Annotated in this window: 20 protein-coding genes and 1 tRNA gene; 10 read left to right on the forward strand and 11 right to left on the reverse strand. The window is 63.0% G+C overall.

Translation table 11 applies throughout. From position 1 onward, the window contains the following. The first annotated feature begins 61 nt into the window (after positions 1-61). The 4 genes from ABD842_RS12635 to ABD842_RS12650 all read left to right on the forward strand — a co-directional run bounded on the left by ABD842_RS12635 (position 62) and on the right by ABD842_RS12650 (position 3513). Complete coding sequence (locus ABD842_RS12635) at positions 62-1468, forward strand: efflux RND transporter periplasmic adaptor subunit (RefSeq protein ID WP_345114340.1); 1407 nt, start codon at positions 62-64, stop codon at positions 1466-1468. A gap of 137 nt (positions 1469-1605) precedes the next feature. Next, on the forward strand, positions 1606-2595 hold the full coding sequence (locus ABD842_RS12640) for an NAD(P)H-dependent glycerol-3-phosphate dehydrogenase (protein ID WP_345114344.1): 990 nt from the start codon (positions 1606-1608) through the stop codon (positions 2593-2595). Positions 2596-2618: 23 nt separating this feature from the next. Further along, positions 2619-3077: a hypothetical protein gene (locus ABD842_RS12645; protein WP_345114347.1), complete on the forward strand. Its 459-nt coding sequence runs from the start codon at positions 2619-2621 to the stop codon at positions 3075-3077. After that, positions 3061-3513, forward strand: a complete 453-nt coding sequence (locus ABD842_RS12650) for an EamA family transporter (RefSeq protein WP_345114350.1) — start codon at positions 3061-3063, stop codon at positions 3511-3513. Before ABD842_RS12645 ends, ABD842_RS12650 begins: the two co-directional genes overlap by 17 nt. A gap of 18 nt (positions 3514-3531) precedes the next feature. On the opposite strand, the gene ABD842_RS12655 is transcribed toward ABD842_RS12650, so the two are convergent. Continuing rightward, positions 3532-3951, reverse strand: coding sequence for a hypothetical protein (locus ABD842_RS12655; protein ID WP_345114352.1), 420 nt, complete (start codon positions 3949-3951; stop codon positions 3532-3534). Positions 3952-4124: 173 nt separating this feature from the next. On the opposite strand from ABD842_RS12655, the gene ABD842_RS12660 reads away from it, so the two are divergent. Continuing rightward, a complete protein-coding gene (locus ABD842_RS12660; RefSeq protein WP_345114355.1) occupies positions 4125-4529 on the forward strand; it encodes a DUF4259 domain-containing protein in 405 nt (134 codons plus the stop codon). 281 nt (positions 4530-4810) lie between these two features. On the opposite strand, the gene ABD842_RS12665 is transcribed toward ABD842_RS12660, so the two are convergent. The 4 genes from ABD842_RS12665 to pdxH form a co-directional block, all read right to left on the reverse strand. Next, positions 4811-6247, reverse strand: coding sequence for a hypothetical protein (locus tag ABD842_RS12665; RefSeq protein WP_345114357.1), 1437 nt, complete (start codon positions 6245-6247; stop codon positions 4811-4813). Between the two features lie 47 nt (positions 6248-6294). Continuing rightward, a complete protein-coding gene (locus ABD842_RS12670; RefSeq protein ID WP_345114360.1) occupies positions 6295-6882 on the reverse strand; it encodes a Maf family nucleotide pyrophosphatase in 588 nt (195 codons plus the stop codon). Further along, a complete protein-coding gene (locus ABD842_RS12675; protein ID WP_345114363.1) occupies positions 6848-8170 on the reverse strand; it encodes a DUF1015 domain-containing protein in 1323 nt (440 codons plus the stop codon). Before ABD842_RS12675 ends, ABD842_RS12670 begins: the two co-directional genes overlap by 35 nt. Positions 8171-8288: 118 nt before the next feature. Then, the gene (pdxH, locus tag ABD842_RS12680) at positions 8289-8939 is read right to left on the reverse strand and encodes a pyridoxamine 5'-phosphate oxidase (RefSeq protein ID WP_345114366.1); all 651 of its coding nucleotides are present in this window, start codon (positions 8937-8939) and stop codon (positions 8289-8291) included. 239 nt (positions 8940-9178) lie between these two features. On the opposite strand from pdxH, the gene ABD842_RS12685 reads away from it, so the two are divergent. From ABD842_RS12685 to ABD842_RS12705, 5 genes are all read left to right on the forward strand, one after another. Next, the gene (locus ABD842_RS12685; protein WP_345114368.1) at positions 9179-9745 is read left to right on the forward strand and encodes a YqgE/AlgH family protein; all 567 of its coding nucleotides are present in this window, start codon (positions 9179-9181) and stop codon (positions 9743-9745) included. 59 nt (positions 9746-9804) lie between these two features. Next, positions 9805-12240, forward strand: coding sequence for a DUF349 domain-containing protein (locus ABD842_RS12690; protein WP_345114370.1), 2436 nt, complete (start codon positions 9805-9807; stop codon positions 12238-12240). 252 nt (positions 12241-12492) lie between these two features. Beyond that, a tRNA-Thr gene (locus tag ABD842_RS12695) sits at positions 12493-12565 on the forward strand. 136 nt (positions 12566-12701) lie between these two features. Beyond that, a complete protein-coding gene (locus tag ABD842_RS12700; RefSeq protein ID WP_345114373.1) occupies positions 12702-14018 on the forward strand; it encodes a phage integrase SAM-like domain-containing protein in 1317 nt (438 codons plus the stop codon). 421 nt (positions 14019-14439) lie between these two features. Further along, on the forward strand, positions 14440-15270 hold the full coding sequence (locus ABD842_RS12705) for a hypothetical protein (RefSeq protein ID WP_345114376.1): 831 nt from the start codon (positions 14440-14442) through the stop codon (positions 15268-15270). On the opposite strand, the gene ABD842_RS12710 is transcribed toward ABD842_RS12705, so the two are convergent. The 6 genes from ABD842_RS12710 to ABD842_RS12735 form a co-directional block, all read right to left on the reverse strand. Continuing rightward, on the reverse strand, positions 15259-15513 hold the full coding sequence (locus tag ABD842_RS12710; protein WP_345114379.1) for a hypothetical protein: 255 nt from the start codon (positions 15511-15513) through the stop codon (positions 15259-15261). The two genes, ABD842_RS12705 and ABD842_RS12710, sit on opposite strands and share 12 nt — an antisense overlap. Before the next feature lie 472 nt (positions 15514-15985). Beyond that, positions 15986-16414: a hypothetical protein gene (locus ABD842_RS12715; protein ID WP_345114381.1), complete on the reverse strand. Its 429-nt coding sequence runs from the start codon at positions 16412-16414 to the stop codon at positions 15986-15988. Next, a complete protein-coding gene (locus tag ABD842_RS12720) occupies positions 16415-16840 on the reverse strand; it encodes a hypothetical protein (protein ID WP_345114384.1) in 426 nt (141 codons plus the stop codon). It abuts the gene before it with no gap. Positions 16841-16906: 66 nt separating this feature from the next. Beyond that, a complete protein-coding gene (locus ABD842_RS12725) occupies positions 16907-17446 on the reverse strand; it encodes a hypothetical protein (RefSeq protein WP_345114387.1) in 540 nt (179 codons plus the stop codon). Further along, on the reverse strand, positions 17416-17913 hold the full coding sequence (locus ABD842_RS12730) for a hypothetical protein (RefSeq protein WP_345114390.1): 498 nt from the start codon (positions 17911-17913) through the stop codon (positions 17416-17418). Before ABD842_RS12730 ends, ABD842_RS12725 begins: the two co-directional genes overlap by 31 nt. Before the next feature lie 21 nt (positions 17914-17934). Next, positions 17935-18591 (reverse strand): DUF6549 family protein, encoded by a 657-nt coding sequence (locus ABD842_RS12735; RefSeq protein WP_345114393.1) that lies wholly within the window; start codon positions 18589-18591, stop codon positions 17935-17937.

An 18591-nucleotide genomic window follows, 5' to 3' on the forward strand; every position in this document is an offset into this window, starting at 1 on the left:
ATTTGCCCACCGTTTCGCCTCCTTCTTTTTCTTTTTCCTTCCTGGTTCCTCTTTCCTGAGCATGAAAAACAACCGCTTACTGTACATTCTACTGGCCGTTTTTGCCGTTCTGCTGATCGGCTTCTTCGTGGCGAAAAAACAGGGCTGGGTGGGGCAGCCGACGGGCACCGAGGTTATCGTATCCAAGGCCGCGCCGGTCAACATTGTGGAGAAGGTGAGTGCCTCGGGCAAAGTGCAGCCCGAAACCGAAGTGAAAATCTCCCCCGACGTATCCGGTGAAATCACCGAGCTCTACGTGCAGGAAGGCGACTCGGTGAAGAAAGGCCAGCTGCTGCTGCGCATCCGCCCCGATAACTACCAGGCCATGGTCAACATGCAGTCGGCGTCTGTGGGCACCCAGCGCGCCAACGTGGGCCAGACCCAGGCCCGCCTGCAGCAGCTCATGGCCGCGGCCAAGCAAACCGAGCTCACCTACCGCCGCAATGCCTCGCTCTACAAGCAAAAGGTGATTTCGCAGGCCGACTACGAAGGCAGCCAGGCCGCCTACAACGCCTCGCAGGAAGAAATCAACTCGGCCCGCCAGGGTATCCGCGCCGCGCAGAGCAACGTGCAGAGCGCCCAGGCCTCGCTGGAGGAGGCCCGCAAGAACCTGAATAAAACCACGATTTACGCCCCCGTCAGCGGCACGGTGAGCAAGCTGAACGTGAAGAAGGGCGAGCGGGTAGTGGGCACGACCCAGATGGCGGGCACCGAAATCATGCGCATTGCCAACCTCAACTCGATGGAAGTGCGGGTGAGCGTCAACGAAAACGACATCATCAACGTGGACCTCGGCGACTCGGCCGTGGTGGAAGTGGACTCCTATGCCAGCAAGGACGAGAAGTTCCGGGGCATCGTGACCAGCATTGCCAACACGGCCAAGGACGCGCTGACGGCCGAAGCCGTCACCGAGTTTGAGGTGCGCATCCGCCTGCTGCCCGAGTCGTACCGCCACCTGCAGCGCACCGTGAAGGGCCGCTCCATCGTGCCGTTCCGCCCGGGCATGACGGCCTCCGTCGACGTGATTACCGACCGCAAAAGCAACGTGCTGAGCGTGCCGCTGGCCGCCGTCACGACCCGCTCCGACAGCACGGCTCTGGAAGGCGACAAGAAGGGCGGGGGCATGAAAGTCAGCCGCGGCAGCTCGGCGCCCAAGGAGGCAGGCGACAAGCCGGCCCCGAAGATTGACGTGCAGGAAGTAGTCTTCGTGGTGCGCAACGGCAAGGCGGTGCTCACGCCCGTAAAAACCGGTATCAGCGACTTCGCCAACATCCAGATCCTGAGCGGCCTGCAAAGCGGCGAGCAGGTGGTCAGCGGCCCCTTCCGGGCGGTAGCCAAAACCCTGAAGGACGGCGTGGTAGTGGTGATTAAAGACGCCAAAACCATCAACAAGGCCGCCCTGAAGGAAACCCCCGAAGAAGGCGAGTAACCTGGCCGCCCCTTTACCCGACAAGCCCCGGACGTCCGCACGGACGTCCGGGGCTTGTCGGTTACGGGAAACTTCGCACTTTTGGCAGCACCGATGGCCGCGCTTTGCTCGCCACGACACTATTACGACGCACCGAGTTGGAAAAAATAGCCATGATTGGCGGCGGCTCCTGGGCCACCGCGCTAACCAAGATCTTATCCGAAAACGGGGCCCGCGTGGGCTGGTGGCAGCGCAGCAAGGACGACGTGCAGCACCTGCGCACCACCCGCCACAACCGCCGCTACCTCTCGTCGGTGGCTTTCGATCTGACCCGGGTCTTTCCCTCCACCGACCTGGAAGACGTGGTGAAGGAAGCCGACTGGCTGGTGCTGGCCGTGCCCGCCGCCTTCGTGCAGAGCGCCCTGGACAAGCTGGACCGCGACGCGCTGCGCAACAAGCGCATCATTTCGGCCATTAAGGGCATGATTCCGGGTAAGAACGTGCTGGTGACCGACTACGTGGCCGAGCGGTTTCGGCTGCCCCACACCCAGCTGGGCATTGTGGCCGGGCCCTGCCACGCCGAGGAAGTAGCCCTGGAAAAGCAGAGCTACCTCACTATCGGCTCGCCCGACCACCAGCTGGCCGAGGACTTCAGCGCCCTGCTGCGTAACCGCTACGTGAAGGCCCATCCCATGGCCGACCTGGACGGCATCGAGTACTTCGCCGTGATGAAGAACATCATTGCCCTGACCTGCGGCATTGCCCACGGCCTGGGCTACGGCGACAATTTTCAGGCTGTGCTGGTCAGCAATGCAGTGCAGGAGATGCGCCGCTTCGTGCACGCCATGAACCCCCAGCCCCGCGACCTGTCGGGCTCGGCCTACCTGGGGGATTTGCTGGTGACGGCCTACTCGCAGTTTTCGCGCAACCGCACCTTCGGCAACATGATCGGGCGGGGCTACTCGGTCAAGTCGGCGCAGATGGAGATGAACATGGTGGCCGAGGGCTACTACGCCGTCAAGAGCATCCACGAGCTCAACAAGGAGCTCAAGGTGCCCATGCCCATTGCCACGGCCGCCTACCACATTCTCTACGAGAAGATTTCGCCGGCCGTGGAGCTGGAGATACTGAAGGAGAAGTTCAGATGAGCGGGCTTTAACCCCAATAGATCATGTGGAAATCAATGCGGAGCCAGGCTGGTTCGGACCACCTAATGACGGTGTTCAGAAGCTTTCATGACAGCTGCATCAAAGAAGTGGCTCTGCAAACCCGGGAGTTTGTGGACGAGCGGCGGGCTATGCATTTCGACAATCGTACGTTCGTCCGGCTGCTGTTTCAAAGTCAGTTTAAGAAAGACGCTACGCTGGAAATGATATTTGAAGACGTGCTGGATTTCAACTGGGTTCAGGACGAAAGAAAAGCTGATCCGGGACTGAGCATCATTCTGCACGCTGTATGCTTGTGGAAGAATGACATGTTGTATTGGGCCGAAGATTTGGATTGGAGCTTGGAAGCCGAGGATAAAAATGACTTCCGGTGGCTTGCCGCAAAGCAAGCTCGCTGGCGCTTTGCAGAGTCGGGGCTTGATCCAGCTACTTTGCTTTCTGAACCAATTGATTCCACGGACTGAAATAGCCATGCCCTGGATTCTGCTCGCCCTGCTCACGGCCTTGTGCCTGGCCCTCTACAACTTCTTTATCAAGCTGGCCGCCGCCCAGCTCCCGGCCGCCGTGGGCGCGGTGGTGCTGCAGCTGGTGGCCGCGCTGCTGGGCGGGCTGTGGCTGCTGAGGCTGAAGGTGCAGGGCCAGCCGCTGCCCATTACCAACAAAGGGCTGCTGCTGGCGGCGCTGGCCGGGGTGGGCGTGGGGCTGGCCGAGATTCTGACCTTTGTGGTCTTCAGCCGGGGCGTGCCTTCCTCGGTCGGGACGCCGGTGATTGTGGGTGGCTCGGTGCTGCTCACGGCCCTGCTGGGGCTGGTGGTGCTGCGCGAGTCGCTCACGCTGCCGCAGGGCCTGGGGCTGCTATTGATTGTGGCGGGTATTGCGCTGCTGGCCCGCGGGCATTGAGGGCGGCGCCCACCGTGCTCAGGCCAGCGCCGGCACAGGCTGCAGCGCGGGCAGGGTGCGCACCAGCGCCGCCGCCAGCTTGGTGTGATGGCAGGAAATGTAGGATTGCAGCTCGCCGCCGCGGTAGATAAAGATGCGCGTATCCGTGGCCTCGGGGCCTTCGTCCTTGGCCGGGCAGTAAGCTGCCACGGTCAGCTGGCAGTCGTTGCGGAAGCTGATGGTGACGTGGGCGCCCTGGTGGATTTTGTCCTGCCAGCCGCTGACGCGGTTGGGATAAAACGCCAGCAGCAGGGGCACGCAGGTCAGCAGCTGCTCGGTTACGGTTTGCTGACAGGTTTCGGAGAGGGAGCCGACGGCGGCCAGCTGCAGCACTAGCTCGGTCCGGACCTGTTGGGTAAACACGTGGGCCAGGGGCAAACGTCTGAAGATTCTTCTCACGGGAAAGCGCGGGGTAAGCTGGAAATCATTAGAGATACCCGGCTGAACAAGGATTAGTTTATAAAGCCTTGAAAATAGAATAAATAGTCGGGCGCGGCGGGGCGGCTCAGGCCCAATACCGGCGGAGGCCGTATACTGCGGCGTAACCTATCGTTCACCTAATTCCTGGTAGTATGACCACCTTGGGCAACAGCAACTTTGACGACGAATCGGCGGCCGACTTCCTGGCTGAGTTTGACGAAGCGCCCGGGGAGGTGGCGCTGCTCGAAGCCCTGGCGCCCGCCGCCGATGCGGCCCAGGACGACGAGTACCTCGAAGCCGAAGTAGCCGGCCCGGCCCTGGCTGCCGCCGAAATTGTGGCCGCCCTGGCCGGGCAGCCCTTTCCGAATTTTCCGGCCATGCTGCTCCGGAAGCTGGAAAACCTCGACATAAGCGACCTGGAAGAGCTGCAGGCGCTGGCCGCGCAGGCCGTAAGGGCCGTGGCCCGGGATTCGGAGCCACGCGCCCAGGCCGCGGGCAGCAGCACGCTCAACGACTGGCTCAACGAGCAGCAGGCGCTGCTGAAGCGCCTGGCGTAGGGTGGGCGCCCTGGCCGAGGCCAGGCCCAAGGTAAGCGACAGGAGGGGAGCGCTGCACCAGCTGCGACCCGGCCTGGGGCCAGCGCCTGGCCCAGGGTCTGCAGCAGGCCCGCGGCGGCCAGCAAGCCGAGGCCCTGGCCCACATCGCGAAGCCGGGCTAACTTTTTTGAAACGCTAAGCAGCCCGAAGCGGCCGGTGATACGCGCACCGGCCGCTTTTTTGTTTTCCTGCTGCGCTACGACCGGCTCTGGTAAGGGTGGCAACCTGCGCGGGGAATGAGGTTAGGTGCCCGGGGCCGTATCATCAAGGTCGGGCTCGTTCACTGGCGCCAGTATTTCCGATGAGTCCCGGGGCTCGGGCGGGCGGGCGGCTACGGAGTCAATGCCCGCTGGTTCGGAGGTCATACCCCCGGGCTCTACGGCGTCGGGCGCCGGGTCCGCAACGTCAGCCGCTGGGTCGGCGGGGCGGGCGGCGGGCGCCGACTGCTCAGTGGCTTTGGGCGGCCCGACCAGCTGCCGGGTCAGCTGGGTGAGTCCCCACACGGCCGCTCCCGACCAGCCCAGCCCGGCGGCTACTACGGCCACGCGGGACCATTGCAGCCGCCACCGGCGGGCGGGCGGCGACGGGCGGCGGGCAGCCCTAGGAGCAGTGGCAGCGGTACCCGACCTGTGTGGAGCCGCAGGAGCGGGCGGTTTGGGTGATCTGGGCGCGGCCTGCAGCTGCTGAATCAGCTGGCCCAGTTGGTCGATGCGCTCCTCTAGCCGCGCACTGCGCGCCACCGACTCGGCCTGGGCCGTGCGCACGGCTGCTTCCAGTGCGGTTTTTTGCCGGGTTTCCGCCGCCAGCCGGGCGTGTAGCGCCGCCGTTTCGGCCGGCACCGCCGCCGCCTGCGCCAGCTGCGCCCGGAGCTGGGCAATGGTGTGTTCCCGCTCGGCTTCGCGGGCTGCCGCCGCCTGGCTTTGCGCCTGCACTTCAGCCCGCACCTGCTGGCGTATCTGTTCCAGGCGCTGCTTTTCCTGCTGGCTGGCCGCTACCGGGTCGGCCGGCAGCTGGCCGTAGGGCGCGTCCGGGGGAATATCTTCGGCGCCGAGCCAGCGCCAGAGCTGCCGGGCTTTGTGCTCCCAGAAACCGGGCGGCTCTTCGTCTGCTGCTGCTTCCGCTCCGCCCAGCTCCCGGGCCCAGGCTTGCAGCACCGCTTCACTCAGCAGCGGGCCGGGTGTTGCGGTGCTGCCCAGCAGCGCCGGCAGCTGGGGCAGGCTGCCGGCCAGCTGAAAGTTATGGCCCGCCAAAAAGGCCGCCACGGCGGGCCCGAACGCAACCGGGCTTTCAAAAGCAACTACGCCGGCAACCGCCGCCGGGGCTACCGGCGTACCCAGCTGGTCCGCCAGCCAGGCCGCCAGGGCGGGCTGCTGGCGCGCAAACTGCCCGGCCAGTTGCCGGCCGCTACGTTCGTCGGGCAGGGGCTGCCCGTTCAGCTGCCAGGAGTCCGCCGTAGTCGGGGAGATGGTGAGCCGGCCGCCCCCGGGCAAAAAAGCCAGCACCGTCACGCCGTCGGCCCGGACCAACACGGCGTCCAGTGTCTCCCCGGCCACGGTCAGGTTGCCGAGCAGCAGGGCAGTGCCAGGCCGGTCTTCCTGCTCCAGCACCGTCTGTGCCGCGTCGAACTGCGCCTGCCGGGCGGCGGCCGCAAAAGGCGCATACAGAAAGCTGTGCAGCATGGAAAAACGAAAAAAGGGAGTAAGGCGGCCGGGAGTCCGGCGGTCCGCTAGGTGATACGGAAGCCCAGCTTGGTCAGTTCTTCCCACACCCGATGCACGGGCAGGCCCATCACGTTGAAGTAGGAGCCTTCGAGCCGGGTGACGCCCACCAGGCCCAGCCAGTCCTGGGCCCCGTAGGCGCCGGCTTTGTCGAGCGGCTGGTACTGCTCCACGTAGTGGCGGATTTCGGCGTCGCTCAACGCCCGGAAGTACACGCGGGTCTGGTCGGAGAAGACCACCTGCTGCCCGCCGCCGGTGAGCAGGCAGACGCCGGTGTACACGTCGTGGTGGCGGCCCTGCAGGCGGGTGAGCATGCGCACGGCATCGGCGGCATCGGTGGGCTTGTTGAGCACGTCCTCGCCGAGGCAGACGATGGTGTCGGCGGTCAGCACCACCTCGTCCGGGGCCAGGCCGGCGCGGTAGGCTTCGGCCTTGTGGGCGGCCAGGTACTCGGCCACTTCGGCGCGGCGCAGGTGGGGCGGGTAGGCTTCCGCCACTTCCTGCAGCCGGATTTCGTAGCGCAGGCCCAGGTCGGTGAGCAGCTGCCGCCGGCGCGGGGAGTTAGACGCCAGAATTAAACGGGGAGTGGAAGGCATGCTCGTGGTCGTCGTCGCGGATTGAGGTGAACAGAAAGCCGCCGATGGTTTTGGGGTAGAAAAACGTGGATTTAGGCGGCATCACCGCCCCCGAGTGGCACACGCGCTCCACCTCGTCCATGGTCACCTCATTCACGATGAGGGCGGCGCGGGCCTCGCCGCGGTCCACGCGGCTCAGGCACTCGGAAAAGTTGCGCACGTAAGCCACGCCCGGCCAGGAGCGCTGGGCGTCGGGGCCCACGATGCCGAGGGCCTTTTCCAGGATAAAAAAGTGCAGCACCGACAAATCCAGGGCCTTCACCTCGGGCGTCGTGTCCCAGTTCAGCTGGGCGTGCACCTCGGGCCGCAGCCGCAGCTTGTAGGCCTGCCCGCCCAGGTAAAGCCCAAACGCCCAGGGCTTGCCGGCAATCAGCTCGGGCAGGTCGTACGCGTCGTCCTTGGGCAGCACGGTAAAGTACGGCTCCAGGCGCCGCCGGAACTCCTCATCCGCCAGGTTATCGGGCAGCTCGAGCAGCAGGCGGTGGGTGGGCAGAATGCGCAGATCGTCGGCGGCCGAGTTGGTCAGATACATCAGGTGAAAGTTCCACGGCTCCTGGCCCGTGGCCTGGGGGTCGGCGGCCAGCCGGGCTTGCCGGTAGGCCAGAGAGCCTTCGTAGCGGTGGTGGCCGTCGGCCAGAATCACCTCCCGCGTCGCCAGGATTGCCTGGAAGCGCCGGATGATGGCCGCGTCCTGAATCAAGGCCAGCACGTCGCGGGCGCCCTGGTAGTCTTCCTCGGTCTGGTAGAGCGGGTCGGCAATGGCCTCATCGAGGTAGCGCTCCAGCTCAAAGTCGTCGTCGCGGTAGAGGCCGTGGGTGGCACTGGTCTGAAACTGGGTGCGGGCCAGCAGCTCGGCCCGGTCGCTGACGGCGGCGGGCAGGGTGTTTTCGTGGCGCAGCACCACGTTCTGGGCCCAGTCGTAGGCCCGGATGTGGCACATGAAGCCCTTGCGGCAGTACTCGCGCTGGGAGCCCGGCAGCCGGAAATACTGGTAGTAGGCGTAAATGCCGGGCAGCTCGTCCTGGCGCAGCACGTCCGTGGTCTGCCATTCGGTGAGCCGGACCAGGGCCGCGCCGGCGGCATCCTCGCCGCGGGGCACCGACAGGTGGATGCTGTTCAGCGGGTTGCGGTAGAGCGCCTCGCGCTGCTTCTCCGACACCACGTCGAACAGCGGCGACACGTAGTCATCAATATGTTCACTCAGCGCGGCGTTGTAGCGCCAGCCCCGCACGGGTTGAATTTCAGCCATGTAGTCAATCGAGAAGGAGAAGCGAAGAACCAAAAATGAGGTGGGCGCAAGGCCGGCCGGCGCCACGCTTCCGGCCGCCGGACCGTTTTCGCGGCCTCATTTTTACTTCGTAATCGAATCAGGGCGCCAGCCGGCTCCGCTGCCAGTCTGCGCCGGCCAGCTCGTACACGATCCGGTCGTGCAGGCGGCTGGGGCGGCCCTGCCAGAACTCCACCCGGTGGGGCCGCAGGATGTAGCCGCCCCAGTTTTCCGGGCGCGGCAGGGGCTGCTGCCCGGCAAAGCGGGCTTCCACGTCCCGCTCCAGCTGCTCGAGCTGCTGCCGGCTTTCGATGGGCTGGCTCTGGGGCGAGGCCCAGGCGCCCACCTGGCTGCCGTGCGGCCGGCTCTGGAAGTATTCCGTCGACAGGTCCGCCGGCGCTTTTTCCACCCGCCCTTCCACGCGCACCTGCCGCTCGAGGCCGGGCCAGAAGAAGGTGAGGGCCGCCAGCGGCCGGGCGGCCAGGTTCTTGCCCTTGCGGCTGTCGTAGTTGGTATAAAACAGAAATCCGGCGTCGTCGGGCAACCCCTTCAGCAGCACTATCCGAGCTGAAGGCTGGCCGGCTTCATCTACCGTGGCCAGGGTCATGGCCGTGGGCTCATCGAGGTGGGCGGCCAGGGCCTCATCGAGCCAGGCCCGGAACTGGGGCACGGCGGCGGGCAGCACATCGGCCTCCGAGAGGGTGCGCTGGGCGTAGGTCAGGCGCAGGTCGGCCAGTTGTTGGTCAAGCATTCTTTTTTACGGGCGAAGGAGGCGGGATTTAAACTCGGGCAGCGGCATTTCGGGCCGCAAGGTAACAGAATGAGTTCAGGTCCGGGAACCCATCCTCTGCTGGCGAACGTAAGTGGCAAGGACAGCCCGGCCCGCGGATAACCGAATCCCGGGCCCGACTGTTCAGCCCGGGGCCCAGCTCCTGCGTCCCCGGCGCCGCGCCGACCTGGTCCTTCTTTCTCCCTCTAGCCTTCCCACCTATGCCCCGGCTCCGCGACGGTAGTTTGCTGATTTCCCAGCCCTTTCTGGGCGACCCCAACTTCGAGCGGACGGTGGTGCTGATGTGCCGCCATTCCGACGAGGAAGGCTCCTTTGGCCTGGTGCTCAACCGCGACTCCACCCTGCACCTGGGCGACGTGCTGGAGCTGCCCGGCGGCGACGCGTCGCCCGCTGCCCGCCTGCCCCTGGGCCTGGGCGGCCCCGTGCAGCCCGACACGCTCCACTACCTGCACCACCGCGCCGATCTGCCCAAGGCCGTGCACCTGGGCCAGGACGTGTACTGGGGTGGCGACTTTGGCGTGCTGCTCGGGCTGCTGCTCAGCGGCGAGCTGGGCCCCGATGATGTGCGGCTCTACGTGGGCTATTCGGGCTGGACGACGGGGCAGCTGGCGGAGGAAGTCAAGGAAAATGTTTGGATTGTGCATCCTAATGCTGCCGGGAAAGTATTTACTTTGGATAATGATGCCTTCTGGCGCGCAATTCTGCGCGAAAAAGGTGGCCGCTTCCGCGTCCTGTCCAACTATCCCACGGACCCCCGCCTCAACTAATCTTTTTTTCGCCTTCGCGCCTCCACTGCTGGCTTTGCGCCGGCCCTCTCTCCTGATCTATGCTTCCCGAAAACGATAACGCCGCCCCGAACCAGTCCAACGAGCCCGAAGAGTCGCCGATGAGCATCTTCGAACGCCGTCTGGCCGAAATCCAGGCCCGGCAGGGCGAGGCACCGGTGCCGCCCACGCCGGCGGCGGCCCCGCCGGTGGAGCCGGACGCGGCCCTTGCTGCCACTGCTGCCGACGAAATAACCGAGCGCCCCGCCCAGGGTGCTGCCGTAGCCGCCGGTGAGCCCGCCGGTGCCGGTACGGCCGAAGCTTCCGCTGATGCCACGCCCGCGACCGAGCCGGTGGCGCCGCCAGCTACCCCGCCCACCGTATCGGAGCCGCTGGCCCGCGCCGAAAGCCACTACGGCAGCCAGAACCCGGGCGTAGCCAGCGCCCACGCGGCGGAAGCGGCCGCCCCGGCCAGTCATGCCGCTCCAACGGCGGAGGCTTTGGCGGCTACGCCGGCCGAAGCGGAATCCAGCGCCGAGCTGGCCGCGCCGCCGGTAAGCCCGGCCGCTGCGGAGGCGGAGCCCTCGCACCCGGCCGGCGTGGAGCCGGCCCCCGTTTTTGCGCTGGCTTCGGCCGAAGACATTGAAACGGCCCCGGTAGGCGTTGCTACGCTGCCGACGTCGGCTACGGCTTCGGCCACCGAAGCCGCCGCGGAGGCCGAGGCGCTTTCTCCTTCGGAGGAAGAAGAGGAATACGTATCCGAAACGCCGGCACCTGACTTCGCCCAGCTCGATCTGCCCAGCCAGGCCACCCACCTGCTCACGCTGCTACGCCGCGCCGACGCGCGCCAGAACCGCAAGCAGATTTTCGACCTGCACCGCCAGTACGACACGGCCATCGGCACCGACCGCACCGCGGCCCGGCAGCGCTTTGCCGAGCAGGGCGGCGAGGGCGACGACTTCGCCTACGCCGGCCCCGCCGGCCACGCCGAGCTGACCAAAGCCTTGCAGGAGTTCCGCGAAAGCCGCACCCGCGACGCCAAAGCCGAGGACGAGCAGCGGGCCAAAAACCTGACCCACAAGCACGAGCTGCTGGCCCAGCTGCGCCAGCTCATTGAGTCGGCCGAAACCAAGGACAGCTCGGTGCGCATCAAAGCCCTGCAGACCGACTGGAAAGCCACCGGCCCCGTGCCCCAGAAAGATGCCCAGGAACTGTGGAACAGCTACCACGCCCTGCTGGATATGTACTACAACAACCGCGGCCTGTTCTTCGAGATGAAGGAGCTAGACCGGCGCCGCAACCTCGAAGCCAAGGAAGCCCTGGTGGTGCGGGCTGAGGCGCTGGTGCAGCAGCCCAGCATCAATAAGGCCCTGCAGGAGCTGCGGCAGCTGCACGAGGACTGGAAGCACATCGGCCCCGTGCCCAACGAGCAGCGCGACCCGATCTGGAACCGTTTTCTGGCGGCTTCGGAGCAGATCCACGACCGCAAAAAGGAGTTTCTGAGCGCCCGCACCGCCCAGGAAACGGCTAATCTAACCCGTAAGACGGCCATCCTGGACCAGATCAAGCCCTACGCCGAGTTTCAGACGGAGCGCGTGAACGAGTGGCGCGCCAAGACCGACGAGCTGCAGAAACTGAAAGAGGAGTGGGACGCCGCCGGCCTGGTGCCCCGCGACAAAGCCGAGCAGCTCAACAAGCAGTTCTGGGGCGCTTACAAAGGCTTCTTTCAGCGCAAAAACCAGTTCTTCAAATCCCTGGACGAGGAGAAAAACGCCAACCTCAAGCGCAAGCTCGACCTGTGTGAGCAGGCCGACGCCGCGCTGGTAAACCCAAACTGGGAGGAGGGCCGCGAAATCGTCATTCGTCTGCAGAAGGAGTGGAAGCTGATTGGCCGCGTGCCGGAAAAGCAGTCGGACAAAGTCTGGAACCGCTTCCGCACGGCCTGCGACGCTTTCTTCGAGCGCAAAAACGAGGAAACCAAGCAGCGGGTGCAGCAGGCCCAGCAGGTGTCGCAGGAGCAGGCCACCCACCTCGACCGGGTAGCCGAGGCCGTAACGGCCCTCACCGCCGATGCGCCCGGTACGCTGGAAGGCTTTAAGCAGCACGTGGCCGAGTGGCGGGCCTTTGACGGGGCGGCCGGTGGTGGCCGTGGGAACTCGGAGCGGGGCGAAGAGAAGTTTCAGTCCCTGATGAGCAAGTACCTGGATGCCGTGCCCGCCCTTACGTACGCCGAGCGGACGGACCTGCTGTTTCAGCTTCAGGTCGAGCGGCTCAAATCCGGCGCCGACTCGCAGCAGGCGCTCTATAAGAAGGAGCAGACGCTGCGGCGCGAAATCAACGAGCTGGAGAATGACATTGCCACGCTGCAAACCAACCTGGAGTTTTTTGCCCGCTCCAAGAATGCCGCCCAGCTGCGCGAAGAATACCAGGGCCGTATTGACGAAGCCAAAACCCGGATCGATGGCCTGAAGCGGCAGCTGAAAATAGTACGGAGCTAACGTTCAGTTGCCCGCAGAATAAAAAAAGCGCCCGATGAAAGTCGGGCGCTTTTTTTATTGGCCGAAAGCTCGGGGGCTCCGGCGAAACTGCTTGTAAATCAAATCGGAGGGCGGCCGTAACTGCGGGAGCACAAGCAGCGGATTCGTGCGGAGCCGGGCGAAAAACGAGCAGGGCGGGCCGGCCCGCGCAGAAAAACAAGGCTCCGGAGGTTGCACATTCCGGCAGGATGCGTAGTTTTGCACCACCAATTCGCCTCCTTAGCTCAGCTGGTAGAGCAACTGACTTGTAATCAGTAGGTCGCTGGTTCGATCCCGGCAGGAGGCTCAAAACCCCCGCAATAGCTGCTCTCTTAGGGCAGCTATTGCTGTTTTACCGCTTTCCGGGCGGTTTGCGCCGGATGCCCGTCCCCAGCATCCGGCTTTATACCAGCCTAAAACCATGCCCAAAAACCTGCCCGCCTATGTCTGACCGGCCCCGCCTCCCGTTGCACAAGTTTACGCTGCACGTTTATCTGCGGCGCCCCGATAAAGCCGGCACCTACGCTACGCGGATGGTGGCCTATTTCCACGGCACTGATTTTTCGGTCTCGCCGGGCGTGCGTATCCTGCCGGGCCGGGAGGAGCGGGGCCGTAAGCCCGAAAAGCTCTGGGACCCCGACACGATGCGCGTGACAGCGGCCCACCCCGACGCCGACGTGGTCAACGAGCGGCTCGCCCACTGGGAAGGGCGCCTGCGCGACGCCTTCCGCAAGCTCTCCGGCCCGGGGGCCCTGGAGCAGGTGACGCGGCCAGCGATGGAGGCCGAGCTGTTCCCCACCGGGCAGGCTAAGAAGCAGCGCGCCATCGACCCACGGACGCTCAGCTTTGTGGCGCACTACCAGCAGTGGGTGGCCGAAAACCAGGGCATCCTAAAGCCGGTGTATCTGAACAAGTACAAGTCCGTGGCCAAGCTGCTCCAGCAGTTTCGGCCCACGGCGACGGCCGGCGACCTGGATGAGAAGTTTGTGAAGGACTACCTGCGGGAGCTGCTGAAGAAGGGCAGCTCGGACGCGACCATTTCCCGCGAGTTCAAGTTCCTGCGCATCGTGGGTACGCGCATCGGCCTGGCCCCCGGCGTGAAGTGGCTCAGCTATGAGGAGAACAGCGCGCCCCAGCTCGACCTGCATCAGGAGGAGCTATGCCAGCTGATCCGGGCCCGCATGCCCACGGCCGCGCTAACAGAGGAGCGGGACCGGTGGCTGCTGGAGTGCTTCTCGGGCCGCCGCGATGCCGACATGGCCCACCTCTCGGCCCAGCAGCTGGAAACCATAGATACGGCCGTGGGGCCCATCACGTTCCTGCGCCATGCCCAGCAGAAAACGACCCAGGTGACGCTGGTGCCGCTGCCGCCCATGGCCCTGGCCATCGGGGAACGTTACGGCTGGCAGCTGCCGGTGCGCAGTAATCAGTACCGCAACAGCCTGATCAAGCAGGTCGCCAAAGAAGCGGGCCTGACCCGGGTGTTTAACCTGATGCGCATCAGCGGCGGGGCCGTCACCAACCATTACCGGCCGGTGCACGAGATTATTTCCACCCACACCGCCCGCCATACGTGTGCGTCGCTGCTGCTCGAAGGCTCCGACGGCGATAAGTCGCTGGCCAATTTCGTGCTAGGCCATACCAACAAGGACATCACCGACCGCTACGCCAAGGACAAGGTGAAGCGGGTAGCGCCGAAGGTGCTGGCGGCCTGGCAGCAGGTACTGGGAGGCTTGTATAACGCGGTCCCGACGTGGTAGTAGTGCTTCCTAATCCCCAAGGGGTGGTCGATCAGGTAACGCTCACGTACGCGGCGGGTTTGTCCAGATCCATGGGCACGCTAATGAGCGGATAGTTGGCTGGGTACTTGCATTCTTCAAACAAAACACCGACCGTTGCGTTACACATCTGTAACAAGCTGTTATATTCGTGCCCCGGTAGCGAAAACCACATCTTCCACCTAATCAACGCTCTTATGGAAAGCCTCGCCATTGCTATGAGCGCAATAGCTCTCGTAGCTTCAGTAGTAACACTCTCAGTGTCGGCACTTCGCTCTGCGGCCAAGCCGCCGCATCATCACAGAGTCGAAACTAAGTAGTGATTAAATAATATTCATGCCCAAAAATTGGGTATCTACCACTAAAACCCGGCAATTGTCGGGTTTTTTTGCTATTAAATTCTATGCTCAAGTCGACAGCTACTGTTCTTGGTTTTCTTTTTATTTTATCTATTGCATACTATTTGCCTTTTTGGAGCCACTTCGATATAAATGTATTCCAATACATGGCACTCGAAGATATTACTAAGGGTATAGCATATCCGTTACGCTTTGCTGGTGTATGGATAATACTGTTAACTATTATTTTAGTTTCCTTGGTTTATCTTGCAATAATTTCCGGCGATAAACTTTTTAAAACAGAAAAATCAACAAAGACTTTTTATAAAAGATTTGGGTTTATAGTAGCTATAGCTGCGGCATCATTTATACTCGCGCCCGAGCGTTCATTTACAGGTTTTAGCCTTTCTCTTGCATTTTCCATTTTGATAATAGGGATATACTTCTTGGCAAAGGATTCAGAAGAAGACTCCGAACAAGAAAGTGTGTCGCTTTTGTCTGAATTGATAGAACCTTATTTAATATATTGTGCTATTTTTTTAACTGTAAATGCAGCCGTGTCAGGTGTATCAGAAGCACAAGGGATAGTAAAAGAGTTGAGATATAACTACATACTTACAGATGATATAAAAGATAAAATTAATACAAATGCGGTTTATCTCATATTTCTAGGGGCAATTAGTGACAAGTATATATTTATTGATAAAAGTGGTTTTGAGCGGTTTATTGTCGATGAGTCTGAAATTCCAAGTTTGAAAATACATCATTTCGATCGAGATGATCAAGCATCTGTGCAGCATCTGCAAAACATGTTGGAATTAGCGCAAAATCACAATAAGAGACCAACAGGTTCAGGAAGAAACTCGCCCATCCGGGCGAGTTCTTTACAACCCTAAATCATCCAGCTTCACATACGCCGTATAATCCATCAGGCACTCCCGGCTGGTAAACGTGCGGGTGCGGTGCACGCAGTTGGCCTGCGGGTCGTAGTACACCTCCACGAAGAAGGTGCCCAGGTGGTAGAGGTTAATGCAGTCCTCTTCCTCGAAGCGCTGGGCCAGGAAGTCTCCCTGCTGCCAGATGATGGGCAGTTGCTCCTCGAGGCTCAGGGCGCGGAAGGCGTAGTGGCTGATGGGCATGAGCCGAAGGTAGAAAAAGCCCGGCCGGATGGTCGGGCTTTTAGCCTACTTGCCTCGCTCGCCGTTCTGCTTGTAAAAAGCAGCATGGAGGCTGTCCCGGCCGGCTGTGTCGTCAGGGCAAACATCCCCGAATGACTCTGTGCTGCCGTCTGCGTGCTCCACTGTAAAAACAACTGGGCACCCTAAGCATTTAGATTCCCAGCGAAGGAAGCTGCCATTACCTGATGGGATTTCAGTTCTGCCGATGATGCCGGGGGCCATCATGCTGCGGGGATCTGCTTGTATTTTCGTCATATTACAAGGAACAGCTTTTCAATGACAACCTTGGTTGTTTTGAAAAACAGAAAAGCCCCGACCATCGGTCGAGGCTTCTTTGTATTGCAATAGGGCCAGTACACACACCTTTATGAAGTCCCGGCCGGCGAATATAGTTAGCGACGCATAAAATACCAATAGCCCAGGCGCAGCCGCCTCATAACCGGAGCCAGAGTAGCAGACCCAGCAACAGCAGGGCCCCCGCAGCCTTTCCTGCCTGGTAGAGCTTGCCCGGGATGCGGTGCCGGGTGATGGCCTTGTCGATGCCCGCCGTTTGCGGATCGATGCCGACGTAGTACCAGCTCAGGCCGCGGCGCCGGTTCAGCGTCAGATCAAACCAGAACCCGAAGGCGCAGGCCGCCATGAAAAAGCCGGCGGCAGCGTGCAGCATCGACCACAGGTCCGGTACCGAGAAGGAAGCCAAGGCCGCCATAAAGCCCAGCGCGGTCATCCGGCCCCGGGTTTCCCACAGGTGGCTCACGTCGTACTCGCGCTGAATCTGGTAGGCATTGCTGCCCGCTTCAATACCAGCGTACACCAAGGCTCCGACTAGCAGAACGATGGGAGCAAGCAAGTGCCAGAGCATTTACTGCAGCCAGTAGGTAACACCGGCGCCCAGCGCGAAGGCAAACGTAACAATGCTGGCCAGGCAGACGGCCACGATGGGCCACACATCCGGAATGTAGGAGCCTACTTCCCCTTTACGGGTCAGCGCCCAGATCCACAACGCTACCAGGGCCACGCCCACCAGCCACCAGACCGAGAAGCTGAGGTGAATAGCCAGCAGCACGGGTAGGGCGAAGTTGTTCAGCCGGTTCTCGTCGGCTTTGTCGCTACTGCCCTTTTTCTGAAAGCTGAAGTTGCCGCCCACCAGCGGGAAGATGGGAAACACCACCAGGGCCACGGCGGCGCAAAGGAAGCGGCCGGTACCCTCGGGCACGAAGACCACCATGGCGGTCAGGATCAGGAAGCAAAGGAGGAGGAAGGGCCAAACGGGCCAGTTCTTAAACATGGTAGGAGGGGTTAGGTAAAAAAAAGGAAAGAGAGAGATGCTTCGGCGCTGCTCAGGATGACAGATCTACCAGAGCCAGTTGGCGCAGGCGTAGAAGTCGGGCAGGGCGTAGTACACGAGCCGGATGCCGGCCCCGTCCCGGCCGCCGCCGGCCCCGGTGTTGCCGGCGTTGACGTACCAGCCCCGCACCGGGCGGCCCTTGCGGATGGTGCGGCCGGCCACGATGCCCCGGCCGATGTGCCCGATGCGCCCGAGGTTGGCGTAGTAGAAGCCGACCTGGTGGCCGGCGCGCAGGCTGTCCACGCTGCCCCGCTTGCCCCGCACGTAGTAGGTGCGCTTGGGGTCGAGAAACCAGTTGTAAGAGCCGGCGGCGCCTTTCGGTACCGGCAGCCCGCACGCTTTCTGCCCGGCCCACTGCGTCAGCCCACACCAGGGGGAGCGCAAGGGCACGCCGTTGGCCCGGGCCCAGGTGTCGATGAGTGGGCCGTCGTTGCGGCCGGTGGCTTCCCGGACGTAGAGGTGCGCCGCCGACCACTGCACGGTGCAGGCGGCCCGAGTAGCCTGCTGGGCCCGGGTTACTGACTGAGCGCGGCTACCAGCAGACAAGCCGCATAGAGCGAGAGCAAGCCCAACCAGACCTTTAAGTAGATGCTGTACTGACATTCTTCAGAGAGTTGAACGGTGGAATCCTCGGCCACAAAGCCGGAGGTGAAGTGCCGTTTGGCCCACGGCGGCAGGCCCGGGGTGATGCAGTGCATCAGCGACCAGACCACCATGATGATGCCGCAGAAGTAACCCGAGCCCGCCAGGAAGATGCTGAGCACGGCCCCCAGCTGCTTGGCGCCGCCGGCCTGCTGGGCCGCCGCGACCTGGGTGCCGTCCAGGTCGGGGCCGCCGGCCACGAGGGGCGGCGCGTCGTGCACCCAGAAGAGCAGCGTTTGCAGCAGGCCGGGCACGAACACGTAGAGGATCAGAATAGCCAGGCCCAGCACCAGCGGGATGCGGCGGCGCCAGTAGCTCAGGAAGCGCTGCAGCGGGGTGCAGTCAGGGGCAGAAGCCAGTTGCTCAGACATAAGGAAAAGGGATTAGGTGAATTACTTTTTCTCCACGGCTACCGCTTCCAGGGCCGTGGTCGTAGTGTTGGGGTTCTTGTTTTTCAGGTCGACAAAGACTTTGCGCGGCTTCCAGAACTGCCACCAGTGCTTGGCGTCGCGCATCGAGTAGGCGCGCACGTCGAACTCGTTGCGGATGGAGTACTTCACCGACAGGCTGTCATCGGTCACGATGCCGGTCAGCGACAGCCAGGGGTCTTTGAAGGTGCCGGCCCGCGCCGGCTTGGCCACGATGCCGGCGGCGGTAGCCCGGTGCACGGTCGTGTCGCGTAGGGCCACGGTGGGCAGCACTTGTCCGGTCTGGGTCTGTACCCGCTGGGCCTGTAGCAGCTGGGCATTGCGGCCGAACTCCTTGCGCAGCTGGTCCCGTACTTCGGCCGCCAACCCGGCCTTGACCTGCTTGAGCACGGCCGCCGAAATGGTGGGCGTCACGACCCGCACGGTTTCGCGGCCCTGCGCATCCACCGAGCGGGTGACGGGCTGCGCGGCGTAGAGGGTGATGATGCTCTGCTTCTCGGCCTGCGTGACCCGGTTCAGGTCGTAGAGGTAGTAAATCAGGCCGCCGGCAATGCCGAGCAACAGCACGAGCACCAGCGAGCGGTAGGCATAGAGGCGGGTCAACACAGAAACCAACGGCAT

This window comes from Hymenobacter algoricola (genome assembly GCF_039539525.1).
In the GTDB taxonomy this organism is placed as follows: Bacteria; Bacteroidota; Bacteroidia; order Cytophagales; family Hymenobacteraceae; genus Hymenobacter; species Hymenobacter algoricola.